This window comes from Granulicella sp. L60 (assembly GCF_009765825.1).
Classification (GTDB): domain Bacteria; phylum Acidobacteriota; class Terriglobia; order Terriglobales; family Acidobacteriaceae; genus Edaphobacter.
This window is the reverse complement of sequence record NZ_LMUR01000003.1, coordinates 113,458-134,882: the sequence shown is the minus strand read 5'-3', so window position 1 is coordinate 134,882 and position 21,425 is coordinate 113,458. Positions and strand designations below refer to the sequence as shown.

Genomic DNA, 21,425 nt, shown 5'->3' with positions numbered 1-21,425 from the left:
AATGCAGCGATCGTTTCGATTCCAGATCCTTCGATTCTAACCGCCCGAACGTCCATCCCCACGTTCTTCCGCAAGCGATCTTCCTCAAACGACCCGCTCCCATCACTGCATCTGAGACACCACACGCCTCGTCCCCAACTCCGGCGCCAGCTTCGGATCCGAAGGTACCGTCATCGGATCGGCCAGCGTAGCCTTGTCAGGAATCGGAACCGAGATTCCCGCAGGCCGAACGAAATACCTGCTCCTCTCAATCTTCACCACCAAATCATGTTCTCCGCCCGTCGTATCGTAAGGACGCGGAAACTCGACGATGTATCGACCACGCAGCTCCGTCACAAACTGCGTCATCCTCTGGCCGACATTTGCCTTGGTCACCTGAAACTTCAATCCCCCCGTGGACTCGCACATCCACCGGAAAGCATCATTGTCATCCGCCGCCCATCGCATAGACCAACCCATCTCGCCCGACTCGTACGTCATCCCAAAGATCGCTATCCCCGACGAACCTGCAAACTTTCTCACCTCATTCCACAGATGCGCCCCACCGCCGTCGTTGCCATCCGTCACCGCCAGCATCACCCTGCGCCCAGGCTCATTCGCCAACGTCCGCATCGCATACATCATCGCGCTCCTCAGATGCGGAAGCTGATTCGCTGGGCACTTATCCCTATGCTTCTCACCCGCCCGGCTCGTCCAAACCTGCAGCGCATTATCGACCGCCTCCTTCAAAGATTCGTGCTCTGGCCGCACATGCTTAACTATCTTGAGCTGCGTACAGTTCATCGCAAAGACGAACACCTGATCCTGCGTACGCAGCGAGCCCGGAGCAAGCCCCGCAATAGCCTCATCGATCTTCGTCAGCAGTCCTTCCTGCGCCTCCCCCGTATCCAGAAAAATTGCCAGCGAGATAGGGTCGTCCCCCTCCAGCCGCACATGTGTCGCTCGAAACAGCGGCCCATCGTCCAGACTGATGGAAAATTTGTTCGATGCAATCGGCGCAACCTTGCCCAAGCTGGAAGTCAGCACCAACACCGGAATTTGTATCAGATTCGCGTACACATGCAGCGTAGGAGTAGGCGCCTCCTGATCCTGCGCCACCATCACCGCTCCACCCAGCCCCACCGCAACCAGCAACGCACACAGCGATCTCGCGATCAGCCCCATACTCCGGTCACATCGCAAAACCCCAAACCGCCTCATCCCGGCAGTATGCCAGAACTTAGCCCACCCCGCCACATCAAGTCGCCGTCACTTAGCAGCACCCACCCGCCCAAACGCCTCGCGAGCCCTCATCACCTCATCCCCATGCTCCTCTGCCCAGATCCACACCCCGCAAAACGCCGCACCCAGGCTGTGCCCCAGCTCCGTCAACGCATACTCCACCCGCGGAGGAATCACCGGATACACCGTCCGCGTCACCAAGCCATCCCGCTCCATCTGCCGCACTGTCTTCGTCAACATCTTCTGGCTCACCCCGCCCACCAGCTCACCCAGCCGCGTAAACCGCACCACCCCATGCTCCTCCAGAGCCTCCAGCACCAGCATCGTCCACTTATCCGCCACCAGCTCGATAATCTCCCGCACCAGCGCATCCAGCTTCGGGTCCGTCTCCTTCGGAGGCACTCCAGCCATCTTCTTCCTCATCTCCGCAACAGCATTAGCACTCCGAACAAGCACAGTTCCCATAGCCCCCTCACTCTCTTTTAGGTAAGTATGAATCTTTCAGGTGCCTACTTCCCAACAGATACAAACCATCCTAATATCACTTTGGGAGAATCATCGCTATGAAAATCACAAGAAACACCATCCTCATCACCGGCGGCGGCTCCGGCATTGGCCGCGCCCTCGCAGAGTCCTTCCAGAAGCTCGGCAACCACGTCATCATCGCCGGCCGCCGTCAGCACGCCCTCGACCAGACCACCGCCGCCAACCCCGGCATGTCCTCCGTCGTCCTCAACATCGAAGACCCCGCCAACATCACTGCCGTAGCCGCCCAGCTCGTCGCCAGCTACCCCGCACTCAACGTCGTCATCCACAACGCCGGCATCATGCGCCCGGAGAACCTCCTCAAAGCCGCCGAAACCGCCGACAACCTCATCACCGCCGAAGCCACCATCACCACCAACCTCCTCGGCCCCATCCGCCTCACCGCTGCCCTGCTCCCCCAGCTGCAGAAGCAGCCCCACGCCGCCATCCTCACCGTCTCCTCCGGCCTCGCCTTCATCCCCATGGCCCTCGTCCCCACCTACAACGCCACCAAGGCCGCCATCCACTCCTGGAGCCAGTCCCTCCGCTACCAGCTCAAATCCACCAGCGTCGAAGTCATCGAGATCGTCCCGCCCTACGTCCAGACCGAGCTGATGGGCAGCGCCCAGGCAGCCGACCCGCGCGCCATGCCTCTCAAGGACTACATCGCCGAGACCATCGAGCTCCTCAAGACCCAACCCAACGCCACCGAGATCCTCGTCGAGCGCGTCAAACCCCTCCGCTTCGCCGAACAAAACGGCACCGAAAAATACGCGGCCTTCTTCCAGCAGTTCAACGACGCCATGAGTCACTAAGAGATCATGTCCTGCCGGACGGGCCGCTTACTCAGCGGGAGGTCACTTCGTGACGCGTATACCTTGTCGCGGCAGGATCATCACCCTACTCCTCCCGCTGGTCGGAATCTAAAGCCGACCAACGGGAGGCCCACCCGAAGCCGTATACAAGTCACGAAGTGACCGACCGAACCGGGGTCCCCACAAACAGGTCTTCGTTCGTGGGGTGGCCGAGAGCAGTGGGCCCGTCCGGCAGGACAAGCCTCATCTTGTAAAGAACGTCAACGGCACCGCCTCACCCATCGCCTTATACCCCGCCGGCGACGGATGCAGATGATCCCCCGAATCGTAAGCCGGAAGCATGCGATCAGGCTGCGCCGGGTCACGCGTCACCTGATCAAAGTCCACCACCCCATCAAAGTGGCTAGCATCCCTGATCCACGCATTAATCGCCTGCCGATCCGCCTCAGTCCCCAGCTCCGGACGACCGTAGTTCGAACCGCCATAAGGAAGAATCGTCGCCCCAATCACCCTCACCCCATGCGCATGCGCCCGAGCAATCATCTGCGCATAAGCCGCTTCAATCCGCTTCACCAGCGCCTGATGCTCTACCGCCGAGACCGCTCCATCCCGCGTCAGCGTACCCAGGTCGTTCACCCCCTCCAGCACAATCACATACCGAACCCCGGCCTGCACCAGCACATCCCGATCGAACCGAGCCAGCGCATTCGGCCCCAGCCCGTCCAGTAGAATCCTGTTCCCACCAGTCCCGACGTTCAACACACCCATCCCCTTGGTCGCCGCCGCAGCCTGCACCCGTCCAGACAGAACATCCGGCCAACGATCGTTCCCGTTCGTCGTCGCCGCATGTCCATCCGTAATCGAATCTCCCAGCGTCACAATCGCCGCCGTCCCCGCCGTCGCAACCACATCCACACCCGAGATTTGATACCAGTGCTCCACCGTCTTCGCCCCCGTCAGGCTCGCCGCCGAGACCATATCCCCATGCACCAGGTACGTCGTCGAACGCGACCCCGGATGACTCGTCTGACCCGTTGGCGGCTGATCCAGATGGATCGAGATCGCCAGGTCAGAGAGCGCAGCCACTGGCAGCGCCACCGTATCCGAGAGATACTCCGCACCCGCAGGAATCATTACATCCGCCGCACCATCGAACAGAACCGCCCTGTCGCTATCCACCTGAATCGCAGAACTCGCCGCCGAAACCGGCTTCGCCACATGCACCGACGTCAGACGCAAAGGCGCCGTCCCAAACACATTCGACACCCGCACCCGCAACTGACTCCCGCCGGCAGACAGATGCACAACCTGCCGCAGCGTAGCATCGCGAAGATCCTCCGGAGCAAGAGCGTTCCGCGGCTCCGGCGTCTGCTGCGACGCAGCCCACGACCCCACCCAGTACGTCACAGGCTTTATCGTCTGCGCCCCCGCATGCCCCATCACGACCAGCAACACGCCGACCAATACACGTCCCCTTACCGAATCCATTCGCATCGAACTCCCCATTTATTTCGCAATCCAAATAAATTACCCGTCCGACACCTCTCCTGGCAATGACGCGCAAAATCAAGAAGATCCTACGCCCGCCCCATCGCCCTCGCACTCACCAGCCGCCGCTCCAGCCCCCGCTCCAGCATCTCCACCGCAAACCGCCGCAGATCCGCCGCCCGCTCCTTCGGCCAGCTCTCCTCCGCCAGCCCCTTCACCGTCCCCCGAAAGATTCTCTGCGCCTCCGCCACCGAAGCCGCCGACAGCGCCACACTCCCCGGCCTCCGGTCATCCTCACAAGTCACCCCATCGCTCACAGCCGAGTACCACACCGTCCCCCCACGCAGATCCAGCCCACACATCACACAATGCCCAAGCTCCGGCATCCACCCCATCAGCCGATTCATCCACAGCGCAAAGTACGTCACCGGCATCCACACCCTGCCCACCTGCAACTCCTCCAGCACCGCCAGCACCAGCCGAAACACCGCATCCTCAGGAGCCTGCTCCGGTAGCGCCTCCTCCACCACCTCCGCCACAAACTGCAGCGCCGCCGTCCGCGCATAATCAATCGGCCGCGACAGCGGCGAACTCAGAATCTCAAACGCATCCAACCGCACCAGCTCCTGCCTCGGCCTCTCCGCATACGTCGCACGCACATGCGTCATCGGCTCCAGCGCTCCGCCAAACCGCCGTCGCGACCGCATCGCATGACGAGCCACCCCCTTCACCCGCCCCTGCTCCCGCGTAAACAGGCTCACCAACAGGTCCGCCTCCTGGAACGGCCACGCCCGCAACACAATCGCCTCACCCACCCGCTGTATCATTGCTCAACCCATTTGTATTCCAAAAGAAAAACGCGCAGCCGTCAGGCCGCGCGTCTTTCAAAAACTCAAAAACCCTACCGCCCAAAGTGAGCAGCATTCTTTACCTGGAACTCCGCCCACTTCTCCGGCAGATCATCCCCGGCATAGATCGCCGACACAGGACACACTGGCACGCACGCGCCGCAGTCGATACACTCCACCGGATCGATAAAAAGCTGCACCGCGTCGCTATACCCGTTCTCGTCCTTCTTCGGATGGATACAATCCACCGGGCAGGCATCCACGCAAGCCGAATCCTTCGTCCCGATGCACGGTTCCGCAATCACATAAGCCATCTCTGAAAATCTCCCTTATCAACTTCTAAAGTCGCCGCCCAAAACTAAGCTCGTGCTTAAATTCTACCAGCACAACCGCTCCCCGCTGCAAACCGGGAACATCCGCCATCGCGACAAAAACCTATCGCCCTTCCTCAGCCCTTCTCTTCGCAAACTCCGCCGCCGTAGGAATCGCTCCCATCTCCCGGCCCGCGAACATCTCCCCAAAAAGATGCACCATCTCCCCTCGAATCAATCCATTCGTCGCCAGCACCTCGCGGCTGTCCAGCGTAAACCTCCCGCCGTCGAAGTGCGTCACCGTCCCGCCCGCCTCCTCAACCAACAAATACCCCGCCGACGTATCCCACGGATTCAGATTGAACTCCCAGAACCCATCCAGCCTCCCCGCCGCCACATACGCCATATCCAGCGCCGCACTTCCCGCCCGCCTCACCCCATGCGAGCGCAGCGTAATCTCGTTATAAAAATAGATATTCGGGCTCTCATGCCGCTTCTTGCTCGGAAACCCCGTAGCCGTCAGCGACTCCTGCAGCTTCGCCGTCTTCGACACCGCCAGCCGCCGATGATTCATCCACGCGCCCTTGCCCCGCTCCACCGAAAACATCTCATCCCGCAGCGGATCGTAGATCACCCCCGCGACCATCTCCCCATCTACACCCTCGGCCAGCCCCGGAGCCCTCCGCTCCAACCCCAGCACCACGCAGAACGCCGGAAATCCATGCGCAAAGTTCGTCGTCCCATCCAGCGGATCCACATACCACCGATACTCGCTATCCAGCCCACTCCGCGTTCCCTCCTCGCCATACACCCCATGCTCCGGAAACGCCGCCTTCAGCTTCGTAACGATCAGCTCCTCGCTCGCCCTGTCCGCCTCCGTCACCAGGTCCACATCGCCCTTATACTCCGTCGTCACACCCTTCGTATAAAACCCGCGCAGCAGCGCCCCAGCCTGCCGTGCAATCCCCTCAGCAACATGCGCGAAATCGAACTTCTTCACCATTCCCATCGCAAAATCTCCCGTCGACCGGACAACCAGCCGAATGCTATCGTTCTCACCAGACTACCTTGCCCCACGCAAGCCGGCCCGGAATCAAACATCATCACCGGAATCCCAAAGATCCCCCGAGGTCCCGCCATGCCGAAGTTCCTCATCGAACGCAACATCCCCGCCGCCGGCGAACTCACCCCCGAGCAACTCGTCGCCATCTCGCAAAAATCCTGCTCCGTCATCCGAGCCATCGGCCCCGAGATCCAGTGGCTCCACTCCTTCGTCACCCAGGACAAGATCTACTGCATCTACATCGCACCCAACGAAGACATCATCCGCCGCCACGCCGAAGAGGGCGGCTTTCCTGCGAACTTCATCACCGCCATCACCACCATCATCGATCCCACCACCGCCGACGCGTGAGCCTCCACCCTGGAACCGTTTCGCTTCTGCTGTAGAGCTACTGATCGACGGACCCAGAACTCCATCGATTGATTTAGAACGTCGTCTTCTGATTCGGAAGGTCGTCATTCTGAGCGAAGCGAAGAAACCCCGTATTGCGTCTTTGCCGTTGCACTTGCTGTTGTTCTTGCTCTATACCAACCGCGAAGCCCCTAGTGCGCGTCCGCATAGTACCCCGCCCTATAGCGCAGATCGTACTTCTCCCGCAGCCCCGCATCCGCCATCCTCACCTTGATCGTCCGGTATGACGTATCCGCCCCCCGCCGCGGCGCGTAGTAGCCCAGCAGATACTGCGTCCTCAGATCATCCGACACATGCGCAAACGCCGGCTCCAGATCCTTCGGGTCCGTCACGTAGTAGTACTTCGCCCCCGTATCCTCCGCCAGTTGAATCAACGCATGCTCCCCACCCGTATTCCGCCCCGCATCCGAGTAGATCGGCACAATAATCAGCGAATACACCATCGCCCCCGCCCGCTGCGCCTGCTCCAGCGCCTGCATGTACTTCGACCCCTTCTTCACCGTATCCCCGCCATCGGTAATCAGCACAATCACCCGCCGCCGCCCATTCGCAACCGACGTCTCACCCAGCCTCTGCGACGCCAGATACACCGCGTCATACAGCGCCGTCGCATCGCCCCGTTGAATATCATTCACCCCGTTATCGATCCGCTTCTTGTCGTTCGTAAACGGCACCACCTCCCGCACCACGTCCGAAAATTCCATCAGATCCAGCTCATCCTGATCCCGCAACAGCGCATGCACAAAGTGCTTCGCCGCCTCCTTCTCCAGCCGCTCATTCGTCAACACGCTCTCGCTCGTATCGATCGCCAGCACAATCGACAGCGGCGTCGTCGTCTCCCTCTCGAAGATCGCAATCTTCTGCGGCTTCCCATCCTCCAATATCTCGAAGTCGCTCTTGCCCAGCCCACCCACCGGCGCACCCTTGCCGTCCACCACATTCAACGCCACATTCACCAGCCGCGTCTGCACATGAATCGTCTGCGTAGGCCCCGCGTCCGTCGAAGGCTGCGTCACATCCTGCGGACTCTGCGGCGCCTGCGTCCCATCCACAGGCGGCGGCCGCCGCACCACAGGAGCCTGCGCCCACAGCCCGCCCTGCATCAAAATCATCCCTGCCAGCACTACCGTTCTACAGCTCACCAGACCCAACCTCCCGACCCGCCCGCACCGCAATCTCCTCCGGAAACGGCTCCCCATCCGCCCACACCGCCCCGTCGACAAACTGTTCCTTCTTCCATATCGGTACCGTCTTCTTCAGCGTATCGATCAGCCAACGGCAAGCATCGAACGCCGCACCCCGGTGCGCCGAAGCCACCACAATCAGCACACTCGTCTCCCCCACCACCAGCCTTCCCAGCCGATGCACCAATGCCACATCCCTCACTCCAAACCGCTCCACCGCCTCGCCAGCCAGCCCACGCATCTTCTCCAGCGCCATCTCCCGATACGCCTCATAGTCCAGATGCAGCGTCCTCCGCCCCCGCGTATTGTCCCGCACCACCCCGTCGAAGACGCACACCGCGCCATCGCTCCCAGCCTTCACCCCGGCCACAATCTCCGCCGCCCGAATCTCCTCATCCACAATCTCGACCCGCATCAAACCCTCGCTCCCGCCACTCACCGGCGGCAGCAACGCCACCTCATCGCCGTCCCGCAACACATCACCAACCTGCGCATACTCCTGGTTCACCGCCACCGCAATCGAATCCCAGCTAAATCCAGGCACACGCTCTCTGTAGACGTTCAGAACGTCTGCAACGATAGCCCCATCCTCCAGATCGAGAAATCCCTCGCCGCCGCCCAGCTTATCTCGCAACACCCCAAAACAAACCACACGCACACGCATCCCATCAGCATATCCGACGACAGCCTGCCCTCTCGATCACCCTCAGGAGATGTACTGTCAGCAACCGCGAAGCCATCCTGATCGCGACCGTACCCACCCGCGGCCACGCTTAGAAGATCACCCCTTCTTCTCCTGCGCCGAATGGTACTCCTCCAGCAGTTTCCGTCCCTTCGCCGCCAGCCTCTTCGCCGCCGCATCCGTCTTCGGCACGGCCTCGCCCCAAGCCTGCGCACTCAGCGCCAGCCGCGTAGGCCTGCCATCCTTCACCATCGGCCCCCGAGGATGCGTAAAGTGCCTCGTCAAAAACGACCCCTTCCGCTTCATCTTCTCCGGAGTATCCGCCCTCCCCTTCACCCCCGGCTTCAGATTCGCCCCCTCCGTCTTCCTATAGAACGCGCGGCCCGCAGCCGTAAGCCCGCCCTTCGGATCCTTCCCCGCAGCCGGCATCGACCTCGTACTCTTCTTCGGCGCGCTCTTTTTAGCCATGCTGCTCTTCACAGCACTCTTCTTCATCACAATCTTCTTCACCGCACTCCTCTTCGCAGTCGCCATCGAAATCACCTCGAGCCATAAGAACCATCTCAGCCCCACAAGGTTTCATCCGAATCAGCATCCTCTTTCATAACTTCAACGTCCCAAACTCCATACCCCACCATCACCCCAACCACTCAAACAAACAACCCAGCCTCCCCCGGATACCAAACCCTCCCACCCTCCACCCGCGCAAACCCCGTCATCGCATGCGCCTTCTTCGTATTCTCTCCCGCAGCCGTCACAAAGAGATCCTCCACCACCCCACCCCGAGCCAGCACCGCATCCCCAATCAGCGATCTATGACACCGCCACGGCACCGCCTCCGCACACATCACCACCGCCGCATCAAACTCCTCCAGCCCCATCAGCCAGTCGATCTCCGCCGCAAACTCCGGCGTCTGCATATAGTCCGCATATCCGCGAAAGCTCTCATGCCTCCACCCCGTATTCACGCTGTCCTTCCGCGCCACCCGCCGTCCACCCAATCCCTCCCGCCACACCCCGCGAATCCCCACCGCCTCCAGCGAATCAAACAGCCTCGCCTGCCCAAACTGCGGATGCCTCCGCGACCCGGATACCGCCTCACATCTACCAGCGTCCTGCATCTGTTCTCCACCAGCGCCCGAAAAAACGCCTCCAACTCCAACGTCGAATGCCCAATCGTCATCATCCCATCACCACCTGACGCCTCTGCGTTCACGCGAACCGAAGCCAAATCTCCCGCCGGTCGAACATACAGGCTAACCTCAACCAGCCTCTCTTATCGAGTCCCAAAAGCAATCAAGCTGCGTAGTATCATCCTCGCTGTGCCCATTCTGCTTCATGACGACACCTTCCGCCGTCTCTGCCGAGGCCGCGATCTCCTTGCATCGGAGTATCAGTCCCACATCTTCCTCACCCAGGCTGCACAAGAAGCCTGTCTCTCTTAATTTCACTTCCATCGGCTCTTTCGTTCTGCATTTGGCGAAACGCCGCATCAGTTCCTCACCCGGCTCCGCCTGGAGCGCGCCCGTCAACTCCTCGCCTCTGGCAATCCGGTCACGGAGGTCTGCTTCGACATCGGATACGAAAGCCTCGGATCATTTAGCAGCAAATTTCGCATGCGCTTCGGGTGCAGCCCCAGCGAGTTTCAGCGGGAGACGCGCCGCATCTTCGGCTACAGCGCACCGTGGCACGTCCTCATGGTGCCGCAGTGCCTTTTGTTCCGGCCGTAAAGCAAAAGCAAGAATCGAGAAGCGCTCTTTGCCATCATCCTTCTATTCTTCTGCAAAAGGAGAAACCCATGATTCAAAAAATGTTACACACTGCCATCTATGTGCTCGATCAGGATGTAGCCAAAGACTTCTACGTCGACAAGCTGGGTTTTGAGCTGAAGGTCGACCACACCTTTCCCGATAGCGGCTTCCGTTGGCTCGCAGTCGCGCCCAAAGGCCAGATAGACATGCAGATCGCACTCATGAAAGTTGGCGGCGGAGCCGATTTCATCGCCATGAAAGCCGGCAGTCAGACAACAGCCGATTCCAACGATCACGAAGCCATGATCGCCCTGATAAAAAAAGGTATGGTCAGCTCCGGCTCCTTCCATACCTCTGATTGTCGAAAGACCTATGCGGAGCTAAAAGCCCGAGGTGTCGAGTTTCTATCCGAGCCAAAAGATCAGTTCTATGGTGTCGAAGCAGTCTTCAAAGACCCGTTTGGAAATGGATTCAGCCTCGTTCAGCCAAAGAACCTCTAAGCGATCCGGACCTTCATCACTTCGCTTATCTCTGTTCGCGTCCGAGCAGACCCACTGTACGTGAAACCCTTCATTTTGCCTTTTTTAGACAATCCGCCATGCGAAGCGGAGCTTTGGCCCGGCCTCCATCGCGAGGCCAGGCCAAATAGATGCATCTGCCTTACCGGAGTATCACGATAGCCACAACAGCCAGCCCGACAGCAATAACATCTTCAAGCAAGGCAGCGGGTAGATCCCGCCCAAACAGCCTAGCCGCAAGCGCCCTGCCCTTGGAACCAGCGAGTGTTCCGACGACGCTGCCGACGACTCCAGCCAGAACCCCCATCACAAGCTGCCCATGCGAAAGTCCAATGGCTGTCCCAACCAGCGCTCCCATCACGACGCGCGCGCCGAACTGCGGAGGAACAAGGCGGCTAGGAGTCTTGGGAAGCTTGTCGTTGATCATCTCTCCGAGCGCCAACACGCTGGTGATATACGGCGTCACCCGGTTGCCGAGAAAAGAAAGCCACGTTCCCTGAAGCGGAAGCTGCTGACTGCTTGCAGCCCAACTCACAGCGGCAAGACCAACCACAGCGCGCAGACCGCACGCGACGCCCAACACGAAAGCAGAGATCAGGATCGACATATCATTCTCCAAAGAACGGCGATTAAGCAATCGCCAAGTAGTGGGCAAAGCCCGTTGGTTGTTTTACCTACTAGTAGGTAGTCATAATTAGATAAAACTTACCTCTGCTAAAAATCCCGAATCTAAGAACCACCTTCAACTCGAGGGCCGCAAGCGATCCAATGCATTCTTCGTAATCGAGTTGAAGATCTCCGGAGAGCCCAGTGCCCGCGCGGAGATCATCGCCCCATGAACCACCGCCACAAAGCTCTGCGCCTCCACATCCACCCCGTACTGCAGATGGATGCTTCCGCTGCTGGCCCCTTCCTTCAATGTGGCTCGAACCCAGCGGACAAGATACCTGAAGTGCAGTTGTACCTCCGCCCGAATCTCCTCGGGAAGCGCCGGAAGTTCAGCCCCCAGCAGAGCCGCAATGCAGATCGGACGATTGTTGCTCTGCACGCACTCTTGCCAATGGCGGACATACAGCCTAAGCCGTTGCAGCGCGTCGTCCACGCTCTTATCCAGACCACCCGCACCCTCGACCAGCTTTGCGCGATACTCCTTCAGCGTCGCAACCACCAGATCGACCTTGGAGGGAAAGTGATGGTGAATGCTCGCCTTGCGAATACCAACCACCTCGGCAATATCCGCATAACTAAATCCAAAGTAGCCCCTCGCAGCAATCAGGTCATGCGCCGACTCCCGAATTCGAGTTGCTGTATCGTTGTCCATGTACAAGTAGACTACCTACTAGTAGGTTCGGTCGCAATCTTTTTTTTACTGTCATCCACCCGTGCGCCGCAACCGGAATCTGGCTGCGGCGCTATTGTTTGGAAAGAATTATTTACCCGTCACGATCGTCTCGCCAGTCACATTCTCACCTGCGAGAAAAGCTGTGATGTTCTTATTCAAAAAGTCCTTATCGGCTGGACTCGCGGCTGCCCCGGCCGGATGCCCCCACAGCGATGGAATGGGGAGCAGGGTTACACCCGGAATATACTGCGCCTCGTAGCGAGCGTCAGTGATGGGGAAGTAAAGATCAGTGATCGAGGGCATGTAGAGAACGGGCACCTTAATGGAGCCGAGTGCCTTCTTCTCATCACCGTGGAAGGCCGGATGAGCCTCCGACTGCGGCGTACCTGCAGCCGACGCGGGAGTACTGCCAACATTGTTCGCCTCCCACGTGCGGCACTGCAGAATGAGGTTGTTGGCATCGGCACCAAGAATGAAGTTATGACGCGCATCGTCGATGACCTGTTGCAGCGTCAGGTCGGGACGATCCGCGCGACGCCACAGCTCCTCACGCCACCACTCCTGCGAGTGCAGCCACCCGAGCCAGACGACACCGAAGGCTTCGAGACCCTTCTGCGGTGGCGCCGTGTAGTCGCCTTTATTAAACGTGGAGTCTGCAGTAATCGCTGCAATCTGGCCCTCAAGCCGAACGATGCCATGGCCATAGGTCTTTGCCGTACCGGAAGTCGCAACAACGCGGTCCATGTACGTCGGATAACTCACAGCCCACTGAAACGCCTGCTGCGCTCCCATGGAGAAGCCGATGACCGCACGCAGATGCTTGATGTGCAACTGTTCGATAAGCATCTGATGCACCGCGTTGACGTTGTCACGGATCGTCATCACCGGGAACCGTGGGCCGTGAAAGGGCTCGGGCGTATTGCTCGGCGAAGACGACCGCCCATTCCCGAAGAGTTCGGACGTAATGAGAAAGAGCTTCGTAGTATCGAGAGCGCCGTTGGGATAAGCAGGAGTCTTCATCAGCCACTCATAGCCGTTGAGCTTGGCCATGTAGTGCGAAGGCAGCAGAACGGCGTTGTCCCCCGCAGCATCGAGCTGACCGTAAGTACCATACACAATGCGCGCCTCGGGCAGCACCACCCCTGACTCGGTCTTGAAGTTGTGAATGACGAACTCGTGCTTCTCCGGATGAAGCGTACTGGCTGTCTGCGCGCCCAGCATAGGCGCGGCGAGGATGAGGGTGAGGATGAGGGCGAGAACGAGATTGCGCTTATGCACGAAAGACTCCTGCTAGGGCTTGAGGGGAGAAGAGACTGAGGGTTATCTGCGCTGAGATGTAGCTTGTTTGTAGGTGGGCGAAGCTCTCCTTCGAACAGACGCGGCCGAAGAGTTGACACCCGCTCGTAGCGTACCATGCGCAAAGTCGCGGACCCGTCCCAACAACACGCTTCATCTGAAGCGACATAGGCAAGTCATGGAATACGTCGTCGGTCTTCACCGAGATTCCCGGCGAGAATATTCACTCACCTCATACAATCGAAATCACCCATGCTCACACCCCGCCACACCCTCATCGCCGCAACGCTCCTCCTGCTCACCGCCGCAACCCACACCCACGCCCAATCCGGCAACCTCTCCATCGACCCATCCCTCGCCGCCCAGATCGAAGCCATCCCTGCCATCGACAACCACGCCCACCCCATGCTCTCCCCGCCCGCCTACGCCACCGACCGCAACTTCGACGCTCTCCCCGTCGACTCCATGGAGCCATACACCGACCCCGCCGGCATGCGCCCCACCCTCCCCGCCCTCCACGACGCATGGCAGTCCCTCTACCACTTCAACCAACTTCCTCCACTCGACGCATCCGGCCTCAAACAACTCGACGCCGCACGCGAAGCCGTCCGCAGCCAGCAAGACGAGTCCTACTCCACCTACGTCCTCGACCACGCCAACATCGAAACCATGCTCGCCAACCGCGTCGCCATGGGCACCGGAGTCCAGCCGCCGCGCTTCCGCTGGGTCCCCTACGTCGACACCCTTCTCTTCCCGCTCGACAACTCCGGCCTCGCCTCTGCTACACCCGACCGCAAACAGTTCTTCCCCCTCGAAGACGCCCTTCGCAAGCAGTACCTCCGTCAACTCGGCCTCGCATCCCTCCCCACCACCCTCGACGCCTACCTCAAACAACTCGTCACACCTCTCCTCCAACAACAAAAGGCCAACGGAGCCGTAGCCGAAAAGTTCGAGATCGCCTACCTCCGCTCCTTCGGCTTCGATGACGTCCCCCAGCCCGAAGCCGCCCGCATCTACGCTTCGCTCCTCCATCAGCCGAACCCCAACCCCGCCCAGTACAAGCGCCTCCAGGACTTTCTCTTCCGCTACATCGCCGCCGAGTGCGGACGCCTCAGCCTCCCCGTCCACCTCCACACCATCTCCGGCGGAGGAGGCTACTTCTCCATCGCTGGCGACAACCCGCTCCTCCTCGAACCCCTCTTCAACGATCCCCGCCTCCGCCACACCAACTTCGTCCTCCTCCACGGCGGCTGGCCCTTCGTCCACGAGATCGGCGCCCTCCTGCAAAAACCCAACGTCTTCCTCGACCTCTCGCAGCAGTCCCTCATGATCCCGCCCCGCACCATGTCTGCGTGGCTCCGCGAATGGCTCGAGCTCTACCCCGAAAAGGTCCTCTATGCCACCGACGCCTATCCCTACTCCTCTTCGATGGGCTGGGAAGAGGCCGCCTACATCGCCAACCGCAACATCCGTCAGTCCCTCGGCATCGCCCTCACCGGCATGATCCGCGACAACGAGATCACTCCCGCCCGCGCCGCCGAACTCGCCCGCATGGTCCTCCGCGGCAACGCCGAAACCCTCTACAACTTCCCCGCTGCCCAAAAAAGTCCCGCCCAAAAATAAACTTCAAAAACCTGTCGTACTTCGCGCCCCCCAAAAACACCCGCTAAGCCACCACGTTCACCATGCTAACCACCACAACTCACCAGCAAAAAACCACGTCCTGCACCACCGTTTTCGCAAAAACCCCAGCAAAAACGCCCTCCACCACGCCGCAAAAAAAGCGGCCTGAAAATAAAAAAGGACGGCCCGGCAATCGCCGAACCGTCCCTCATCTTCCAGTCGCCAGTCAGGGTCAATTTACGCCGAAGCGTGAATGACTTCTTCCCGAACCACCTCATCCTCGACCTTCTCCGCCCGAGTCTTCGGTAGCGCAACCGCCAGCACATCCTCAATCCGTGTCGCATAGTGCAGCGTCACGCCCTCGGTCTGCTCCGGCGTTAAATCCTCATCCACCTGCTGTTTGCAGTCCAGCGGCAGAATCACATCCCGCACTCCGGCCCGCTTCGCAGCAAGGAACTTCTCCTTGATCCCGCCCACCGGCAACACATTGCCGCTCAGCGTAATCTCGCCCGTCATCGCCGTCAGCGGATGCACCGGCGTATTCGTCAACAAGCTCACCAACGCAGTCGCCATTGTCACGCCAGCCGACGGACCATCCTTCGGAATCGCACCCGCAGGCACATGGATGTGCAGGTCCGTATCCTTCGTAAAGTCCTCATCGAGCCCTAACGACGCGGCATTCGAGCGCACCCAGGTCAACGCGGCCTGCATGCTCTCCTTCATCACATCACCAATCTGCCCAGTGATCGTGAACCCGCCCTTGCCCTTCATCCGGTTCGCTTCGATGAACAAAACATCGCCGCCCGCCGGTGTCCAGGCAAGTCCAACTGCAACGCCAGCCCGCTTCGTACGCTCTGCAATCTCGGTATCCACACGCACCTTGATGCCGCCAAGAAACTCATGCACAATCTCCGGCGTAATCACGACCTTGTCCGTATGACCCTCCGCGATCTTGCGCGCGACCTTGCGGCACACCGTTCCAATCTGCTGCTCGAGCTTACGAACACCAGCCTCACGCGTGTAGTGCCGCGCAATCAGATGCACACTCTCCTTCGGAAACTCGATGTTCTCTTCCGTAATCCCGTTCTCCTTGATCTGCCGCGGAATAAGGTATTTGATGGCGATATTCACCTTCTCCTCTTCCGTATAACCGGTCAGCTCAATGATCTCCATACGATCCAGCAGCGGCCCCGGAATCGTATCCAGCTGATTCGCCGTGCAGATAAACAACACCTTACTCAGATCGAACGGCTGATCCAGATAGTTATCGCGAAACGTATTGTTCTGCTCCGGATCCAGCGTCTCCAGCAACGCACTCGCGGGATCACCCCTGAAATCGCGCCCCAGCTTATCGATCTCATCCAGCATGAACACCGGATCCTTCACCTCAACCCGCTTCAGGTGCTGAATAATCTGCCCCGGCAGCGCGCCGATGTACGTTCTCCGATGCCCGCGAATCTCCGCCTCGTCATGCATACCGCCAAGCGAAATCCGCGAGAACTTGCGATCCAAAGCCTTCGCAATCGACCGTCCCAGCGAGGTCTTACCCACGCCCGGAGGCCCGACGAAGCACAGGATCGGCCCCTTCATATCCGGCTTCAAACGCCGCACCGAAAGGTAGTCCAGAATGCGATCCTTCACCTTCTTCAAGCCATAGTGATCCTCATCGAGAATCGCCTTCGCCTTCAGAATGTCCACCTCGCCCGAAGAGGTCTTCCCCCACGGCAGCACTGCCAACCACTCCACATAGTTCCGCGTCAGCGAGTAGTCCGCAGCCGCAGGATTCATCCGGCTCAGACGACCAAGCTCCTTCAGCGCGTCCTTCTTCACATCCTCCGGCATACCCGCCGTCTCAATCTTCTCCTTCAACTCAGCGATGTCTTTCTGGGTATCGTCCACATCGCCAAGCTCCTTCTGAATCGCCTTCAACTGCTCACGCAGATAGTAGTCCCGCTGCGACGACTGTACCGAGTCCTGCACCTCGCTCTGGATCTTGTTGCGAAGCTGCTGCACCTCCAGCTCCTTCGCCAGGTGCTTGTTCAAACGCTCCAGCCGAGCCGCGATATCCGGCGTCTCCAACAGCTCCTGCTTGTCCGTCGTCGTCAAAAACGGCAGCGAAGAAGCGATGAAGTCCGCCAGCCTGCCCGGCTCTTCAATGTTGATCGCAATCGTCTGCAGGTCGTCGCTCAACGTCGGCGAAGACGTCACAATCTGCTGAAACTGGCTTACGATATTGCGCTGCAGCGCCTCAGCCTCCGGCGTCTTCTCCGGCTCAACATCCGGGATAGGCTCATACTGTGCCGTCATAAACGGTGCCAGCTGCGTAAACTCGCCCAGATGCACGCGCTCATTGCCCTCGGTAAACACAAACAGGCTCTGATTCGGCATCTTCACGACCTTATGGACCGTCGCCCGCGTACCGATCGCAAACAGGTCTGCAGACTGTGGCGAATCCTGCCGCGCATCTCTCTGCGCCACCACCAAAATGGTCTTCTCCTCGCCCAGCGACTGAATCAACTGGATCGAGCTCTCGCGGCCCACCGTCAACGGCAGCACCGCATGCGGAAACAGAACCGTATCTCGTACCGGAAGCACGGGAGCAGGCCGTCTCCCACCCTCCAACGCTTCGGTTCCTTCACTTGTCTTTGCTGCTGTCGGTTGAATCACACTTACGAAATCGCTTGGCATTGAGTGTACCTCTATCAGATTATCAACTATTCGATGCAGCAAGTCCTCATCTGGTCGCAACTCATACCCTCTTCTCTGTAGCGAGATAGCCCATCCCTCCCTCCATCGGCTATAACTCCCTTATCATCAGCGCGATATGTGGAAATCAACTCAGCCAAGCCCGATGCGAAGCACGTCCAAAGGAGAGATTCAGAAACAAAAACAGCGAATAAGCCGCTCCGCAGCGTAATTTTCCCGCACGCCGAGCCCGATTCAATAAACGGCATCCTACGCCTCCACCCGAAGGCGCGCCACCCCTATGTCAGCCCCTCACCCGGTCCGAGCAGCCCGATAGCGGCCCAGCACTTTTACCATTCTGCAATGCTCCCGCAGCGCCGCCAAAGCCATCTCCGCCCTTTTGGCCCCGTCGAACCTCACATCGACATAAAACACATACTCCCACGGGCTCCCCGGCACCGGCCTGGACTCAATCTTGGTCAGATCGACCCCTGCCTCAGCCAACCGCTGCAGCGCAGCCACCAGCGTCCCCGGCCTGTGTTCAATAGCAAACGCCAAACTCATTTTTTCGGCCTCTGCACTCTCTTCCTCCGCAGCAGCATCCTCACAACGCACCAGGTGGAATCGCGTGTAATTCTCAGCGTGGTCCTCTACCCCGGCTACTAAGATCTCAGCCCCATACTCCCTTGCAGCCAGCTCCGGCGCAACTCCCGCAACATCCCGTAACCCCGCACTCATTAGGTGTTTCACGCTACCAGCCGTGTCGTAAAAGGGCACCACCTCAAACTCCGGATGCTCAGCCAGAAAGCGTCTGCACTGCGATAACGCAACCGGATGCGACATCACCCTGCGCACCTCGCTCACCTTCACTCCCGGCATCGCAATCAGGTTATGCCGAATCCGCAACTGGCTCTCCCGGTCGATGCGAACCGGCAGCTCCAGCAGCAGATCGTAGTGTTCCGCAACCGACCCATGCAGGCTGTTTTCAATCGGCAGCACCGCACCATCCACCTCGCCTCCGGTCACCTTAGCCAGCACCTGCGCCGAGACCGTACACGCGACAATCTCTAGATCGCCTCGGTCGCCAAGCATTGCCACTGCAGCCATATGGCTGTTCGAACCCATCTCACCCTGAATCGCAATCCTCAATCGAAGTCACCCCAATCCCAATTATGCAATTGATATTTTATTCGCACTGGCAACCTCGCCCCTCCGCCAGGCAACTTACCACAAGAAGGTACAGTGCTGAACCATTAGGATTGCGAACCGGGAAGCTAACCGGACATCGCCAGGAGACCAACTCAAATGCTTTGGACTATCACGATTATTCTTTTCATCCTCTGGCTTGTGGGACTTGTGAGCAGCTACACGTTGGGCGGCTGGATTCACATCCTTCTTGTCCTTGCCATCATTGTGCTGATCTTCAACCTAATGTCCGGTAGACGGGCTCTATAGCCGCAACGCAAATCCAATATCAGCCCTCCCATTCCACTTTTTGTAAACGTAAAGGAGCAATCCAATGAACACCGAAAAAGTAGAAGGTAAATTCGATCAGGTAGCAGGAAAGATCAAGCAGTCGGTCGGCGAAGCAATTGGCAATCAAAAGCTCGCCAACTCAGGTGCCGCAGATCAGATCAAGGGCGCTGCGAAAGAGACTTGGGGAAACGCTAAAGACACAGCAAATGTCGTCCGCGATGACGAGCGCGCCAAGGCTAACGTACAAGGCGAAGACCTGAAGTACCGTACCGAGAACACAGCACACAACATGCGCGAGAGCATTACTTCAACTGCGCAGAATGTCAAAGACAAAGTGAACGAGAAGCTCGACAACCTGAAGCGCGAACACAACGGCTAGTTCCGTCGATCAATCTCAGCTATACAAGAAGGCCCGCATCACGCGGGCCTTCTTCTCCTTAACGCATCAACACATCCGCTGCGACAAATCCGAAGAACACAACCGAGATCACTCCATTCAATGTGAAGAACGCAGCGTTCATACGTCGCAGATCGTAAGGCGAGATCATCGAGTGCTCATACAGCAGCAAAATTCCCACCAGCCCAACTCCCAGCATCGCTACCTTACCCAACCCGAACAGCACAATCAGCCAGCACAGCAGCAATAGCATTCCCACGTGCATGCACCGCGCAATCCAGAAGGCTGCCACCAGTCCAAACGCCTGCGGCACACTATTCAGCCCCACCTTCCGATCGTGTTCAAAGTCCTGGCACGCATACAGCACATCGAACCCGCCCACCCACAGCAACACCGCTGCGGTCAGCACTACGATCCTCGCATCCAGCGATCCCCTCACCGCGATCCATGCCGCCGAAGGCGCAATCCCCAACGCCAATCCAAGCACCAGGTGCGACCACCGCGTTAGCCGCTTCATGTAGCTGTACGCCAGCACCACCGCCAAGGCGATAGGAGCAAGTTCCAGCGTCAGCCGGTTCAACATCGCCGCACCCACCAGAAACAGCAACACCGATACCACCACAAATCCACCAACAAATCCGCTGCTCAACACCCCCGCCGGCAGAGCCCGCATCGAAGTCCGCGGATTCGCCGCATCCAGCCTCGCATCCACCAGCCGGTTGAACGCCATCGCAGCCGAACGCGCCGCCACCATGCACACCACAATCAATCCCAGTACTCGCATCGTCGGCCAGCCGCCGGCAGCCAGCACCGCCGCCGTCAACGCAAACGGCAGCGCAAACACCGAGTGCTCCCACTTGATCATCTCAAGCGTTACAACCGTACTCTTCCACAAGGAGGCCATCTCTCTATCGTAAAAGAGTCGGGGCCGCCACAACACAGCCGACAGGGCCAAATCCATAAAACCGCATCTATTTCCCGCTTTTATCCGGCTCACCATCGCCAACCTGCAGATTGTTCACCACCTTGAACACTCCGGGAACCCCATTCGCCCGAATATTGGCGATGTCCTTATCCCCCTGGTTATCCACCACGCCCGACAAGGTCACATTGCCATTCACCACCGTAATGCGGATCGGCTTTGCAGGATCGATCGCATACTTATTCAACTGCGGCGTTCCATAGATCGCCCTCGCCTCCGCCAGCCGAATCCGATCATCCATCGGCGACACCGGCGCCACATCAATATTGTCGATGACGTCCTTCACCCCCGGATAGTTCTCCACCAGGCTCATCGCCGAGTCCTTATCCATCGGCCCATACGCCGATCCCCCCAGCGTCACCACTCCATTCTCCACGCCGATCGTAAACGCATTGAACGCCGTCGTACCGTAGCCCACCCGGTCATACGCAAGCTTCTCCGCCAGCTTGTTTCGCAGCGTCACATCATCCACCGCCGGACCCGCAACCACAATCTGATTCTCCACACCCTTCACATTTTTTTGATGATGCGCCCGGTCGTCGGCAGCCACCTTCGAGCTATAAAGATCCACGCTCCCCGTCAGCGTCACCACGCCGTTCTGCACCGAACTCTTCACATCCTGATATCGCTTGTTATCCAGAGCCTTCGTCACTGCTGTCTGAATCTGCGCGTCATTCGGCCCGCTACCGGCCGCTGCCTGCGCCAACGCTCGCATCCCAACTCCTGCAAGCAACACACCAGCCGCTACAACAAAACCCCATCGCCTCAAACTCTTCATCAAACTCATCGTGCCTCCTCAAGTCTTCC

23 protein-coding genes and 1 pseudogene are annotated in these 21,425 nt (G+C 59.1%); 7 read left to right on the top strand and 17 right to left on the bottom strand.

The features are described 5' to 3' along the window. Positions 1-102 precede the first annotated feature (102 nt). Together GSQ82_RS01300 and GSQ82_RS01295 are read right to left on the bottom strand one after the other, a co-directional pair. Positions 103-1,164 carry a hypothetical protein gene (locus GSQ82_RS01300; protein ID WP_158790209.1) on the bottom strand — a complete coding sequence of 354 codons (1,062 nt, stop codon included), beginning with the start codon at positions 1,162-1,164 and terminating at the stop codon, positions 103-105. 84 nt (positions 1,165-1,248) lie between these two features. Then, a complete protein-coding gene (locus GSQ82_RS01295) occupies positions 1,249-1,686 on the bottom strand; it encodes a helix-turn-helix domain-containing protein (RefSeq protein ID WP_305794658.1) in 438 nt (145 codons plus the stop codon). Positions 1,687-1,784: 98 nt separating this feature from the next. Here GSQ82_RS01295 and GSQ82_RS01290 point away from each other — a divergent pair, with 98 nt between their 5' ends. Continuing rightward, entirely contained in the window at positions 1,785-2,561 is a 777-nt protein-coding gene (locus tag GSQ82_RS01290) for an SDR family oxidoreductase (RefSeq protein WP_158790208.1), read from the top strand. A 243-nt stretch (positions 2,562-2,804) separates the two neighbouring features. Here GSQ82_RS01290 and GSQ82_RS01285 read toward each other — a convergent pair whose 3' ends face one another. From GSQ82_RS01285 to GSQ82_RS01270, 4 genes are all read right to left on the bottom strand, one after another. Beyond that, entirely contained in the window at positions 2,805-4,049 is a 1,245-nt protein-coding gene (locus GSQ82_RS01285; protein ID WP_254061340.1) for an SGNH/GDSL hydrolase family protein, read from the bottom strand. A gap of 89 nt (positions 4,050-4,138) precedes the next feature. Beyond that, the gene (gene recO / locus GSQ82_RS01280; protein WP_158790206.1) at positions 4,139-4,876 is read right to left on the bottom strand and encodes a DNA repair protein RecO; all 738 of its coding nucleotides are present in this window, start codon (positions 4,874-4,876) and stop codon (positions 4,139-4,141) included. Positions 4,877-4,950: 74 nt separating this feature from the next. Continuing rightward, a complete protein-coding gene (locus tag GSQ82_RS01275; protein WP_158790205.1) occupies positions 4,951-5,211 on the bottom strand; it encodes a ferredoxin family protein in 261 nt (86 codons plus the stop codon). Between the two features lie 121 nt (positions 5,212-5,332). After that, positions 5,333-6,217: an inositol monophosphatase family protein gene (locus tag GSQ82_RS01270; RefSeq protein WP_158790204.1), complete on the bottom strand. Its 885-nt coding sequence runs from the start codon at positions 6,215-6,217 to the stop codon at positions 5,333-5,335. Positions 6,218-6,346: 129 nt separating this feature from the next. On the opposite strand from GSQ82_RS01270, the gene GSQ82_RS01265 reads away from it, so the two are divergent. Continuing rightward, a complete protein-coding gene (locus GSQ82_RS01265) occupies positions 6,347-6,622 on the top strand; it encodes a DUF4242 domain-containing protein (protein WP_158790203.1) in 276 nt (91 codons plus the stop codon). 191 nt (positions 6,623-6,813) lie between these two features. Here the strand turns inward: GSQ82_RS01265 and GSQ82_RS01260 are convergent, their stop codons facing one another. From GSQ82_RS01260 to GSQ82_RS01245, 4 genes are all read right to left on the bottom strand, one after another. Continuing rightward, positions 6,814-7,824: a VWA domain-containing protein gene (locus GSQ82_RS01260; protein WP_254061339.1), complete on the bottom strand. Its 1,011-nt coding sequence runs from the start codon at positions 7,822-7,824 to the stop codon at positions 6,814-6,816. After that, entirely contained in the window at positions 7,814-8,530 is a 717-nt protein-coding gene (locus GSQ82_RS01255) for a molybdenum cofactor biosynthesis protein MoaE (protein WP_158790202.1), read from the bottom strand. Before GSQ82_RS01255 ends, GSQ82_RS01260 begins: the two co-directional genes overlap by 11 nt. Before the next feature lie 117 nt (positions 8,531-8,647). After that, complete coding sequence (locus tag GSQ82_RS01250; RefSeq protein ID WP_216846980.1) at positions 8,648-9,082, bottom strand: DUF6321 domain-containing protein; 435 nt, start codon at positions 9,080-9,082, stop codon at positions 8,648-8,650. Positions 9,083-9,198: 116 nt separating this feature from the next. Further along, positions 9,199-9,669: a DUF488 family protein gene (locus GSQ82_RS01245; protein ID WP_254061338.1), complete on the bottom strand. Its 471-nt coding sequence runs from the start codon at positions 9,667-9,669 to the stop codon at positions 9,199-9,201. Between the two features lie 339 nt (positions 9,670-10,008). Here GSQ82_RS01245 and GSQ82_RS01240 point away from each other — a divergent pair. Both GSQ82_RS01240 and GSQ82_RS01235 read left to right on the top strand, forming a co-directional pair. Next, positions 10,009-10,278 (top strand): annotated as a pseudogene (locus GSQ82_RS01240) (helix-turn-helix domain-containing protein); the annotation flags it as partial. Positions 10,279-10,346: 68 nt separating this feature from the next. Further along, positions 10,347-10,799: a VOC family protein gene (locus GSQ82_RS01235; protein ID WP_158790201.1), complete on the top strand. Its 453-nt coding sequence runs from the start codon at positions 10,347-10,349 to the stop codon at positions 10,797-10,799. A gap of 160 nt (positions 10,800-10,959) precedes the next feature. On the opposite strand, the gene GSQ82_RS01230 is transcribed toward GSQ82_RS01235, so the two are convergent. The 3 genes from GSQ82_RS01230 to GSQ82_RS01220 form a co-directional block, all read right to left on the bottom strand. Further along, positions 10,960-11,424: a DUF4126 family protein gene (locus GSQ82_RS01230; protein ID WP_158790200.1), complete on the bottom strand. Its 465-nt coding sequence runs from the start codon at positions 11,422-11,424 to the stop codon at positions 10,960-10,962. Positions 11,425-11,559: 135 nt separating this feature from the next. Next, a complete protein-coding gene (locus GSQ82_RS01225; protein ID WP_158790199.1) occupies positions 11,560-12,138 on the bottom strand; it encodes a TetR/AcrR family transcriptional regulator in 579 nt (192 codons plus the stop codon). Between the two features lie 108 nt (positions 12,139-12,246). Then, entirely contained in the window at positions 12,247-13,437 is a 1,191-nt protein-coding gene (locus tag GSQ82_RS01220; RefSeq protein ID WP_158790198.1) for an alpha/beta fold hydrolase, read from the bottom strand. 270 nt (positions 13,438-13,707) lie between these two features. On the opposite strand from GSQ82_RS01220, the gene GSQ82_RS01215 reads away from it, so the two are divergent. Then, positions 13,708-15,078, top strand: coding sequence for an amidohydrolase family protein (locus GSQ82_RS01215; protein ID WP_158790197.1), 1,371 nt, complete (start codon positions 13,708-13,710; stop codon positions 15,076-15,078). 237 nt (positions 15,079-15,315) lie between these two features. On the opposite strand, the gene lon is transcribed toward GSQ82_RS01215, so the two are convergent. Beyond that, complete coding sequence (gene lon, locus GSQ82_RS01210; RefSeq protein WP_158790196.1) at positions 15,316-17,766, bottom strand: endopeptidase La; 2,451 nt, start codon at positions 17,764-17,766, stop codon at positions 15,316-15,318. Between the two features lie 309 nt (positions 17,767-18,075). Beyond that, entirely contained in the window at positions 18,076-18,912 is an 837-nt protein-coding gene (pheA, locus tag GSQ82_RS01205; RefSeq protein WP_158790195.1) for a prephenate dehydratase, read from the bottom strand. A gap of 156 nt (positions 18,913-19,068) precedes the next feature. Between pheA and GSQ82_RS01200 the strand changes: the two genes are divergently transcribed. Together GSQ82_RS01200 and GSQ82_RS01195 are read left to right on the top strand one after the other, a co-directional pair. Beyond that, positions 19,069-19,218, top strand: a complete 150-nt coding sequence (locus GSQ82_RS01200) for a lmo0937 family membrane protein (RefSeq protein ID WP_158790194.1) — start codon at positions 19,069-19,071, stop codon at positions 19,216-19,218. 64 nt (positions 19,219-19,282) lie between these two features. After that, positions 19,283-19,618, top strand: coding sequence for a CsbD family protein (locus GSQ82_RS01195; protein ID WP_158790193.1), 336 nt, complete (start codon positions 19,283-19,285; stop codon positions 19,616-19,618). A gap of 58 nt (positions 19,619-19,676) precedes the next feature. Here the strand turns inward: GSQ82_RS01195 and GSQ82_RS01190 are convergent, their stop codons facing one another. Both GSQ82_RS01190 and GSQ82_RS01185 read right to left on the bottom strand, forming a co-directional pair. Continuing rightward, on the bottom strand, positions 19,677-20,540 hold the full coding sequence (locus tag GSQ82_RS01190; protein ID WP_158790192.1) for a UbiA-like polyprenyltransferase: 864 nt from the start codon (positions 20,538-20,540) through the stop codon (positions 19,677-19,679). 67 nt (positions 20,541-20,607) lie between these two features. Next, a complete protein-coding gene (locus GSQ82_RS01185) occupies positions 20,608-21,405 on the bottom strand; it encodes a BON domain-containing protein (RefSeq protein WP_158790191.1) in 798 nt (265 codons plus the stop codon). Between the last annotated feature and the right edge of the window lie 20 nt (positions 21,406-21,425).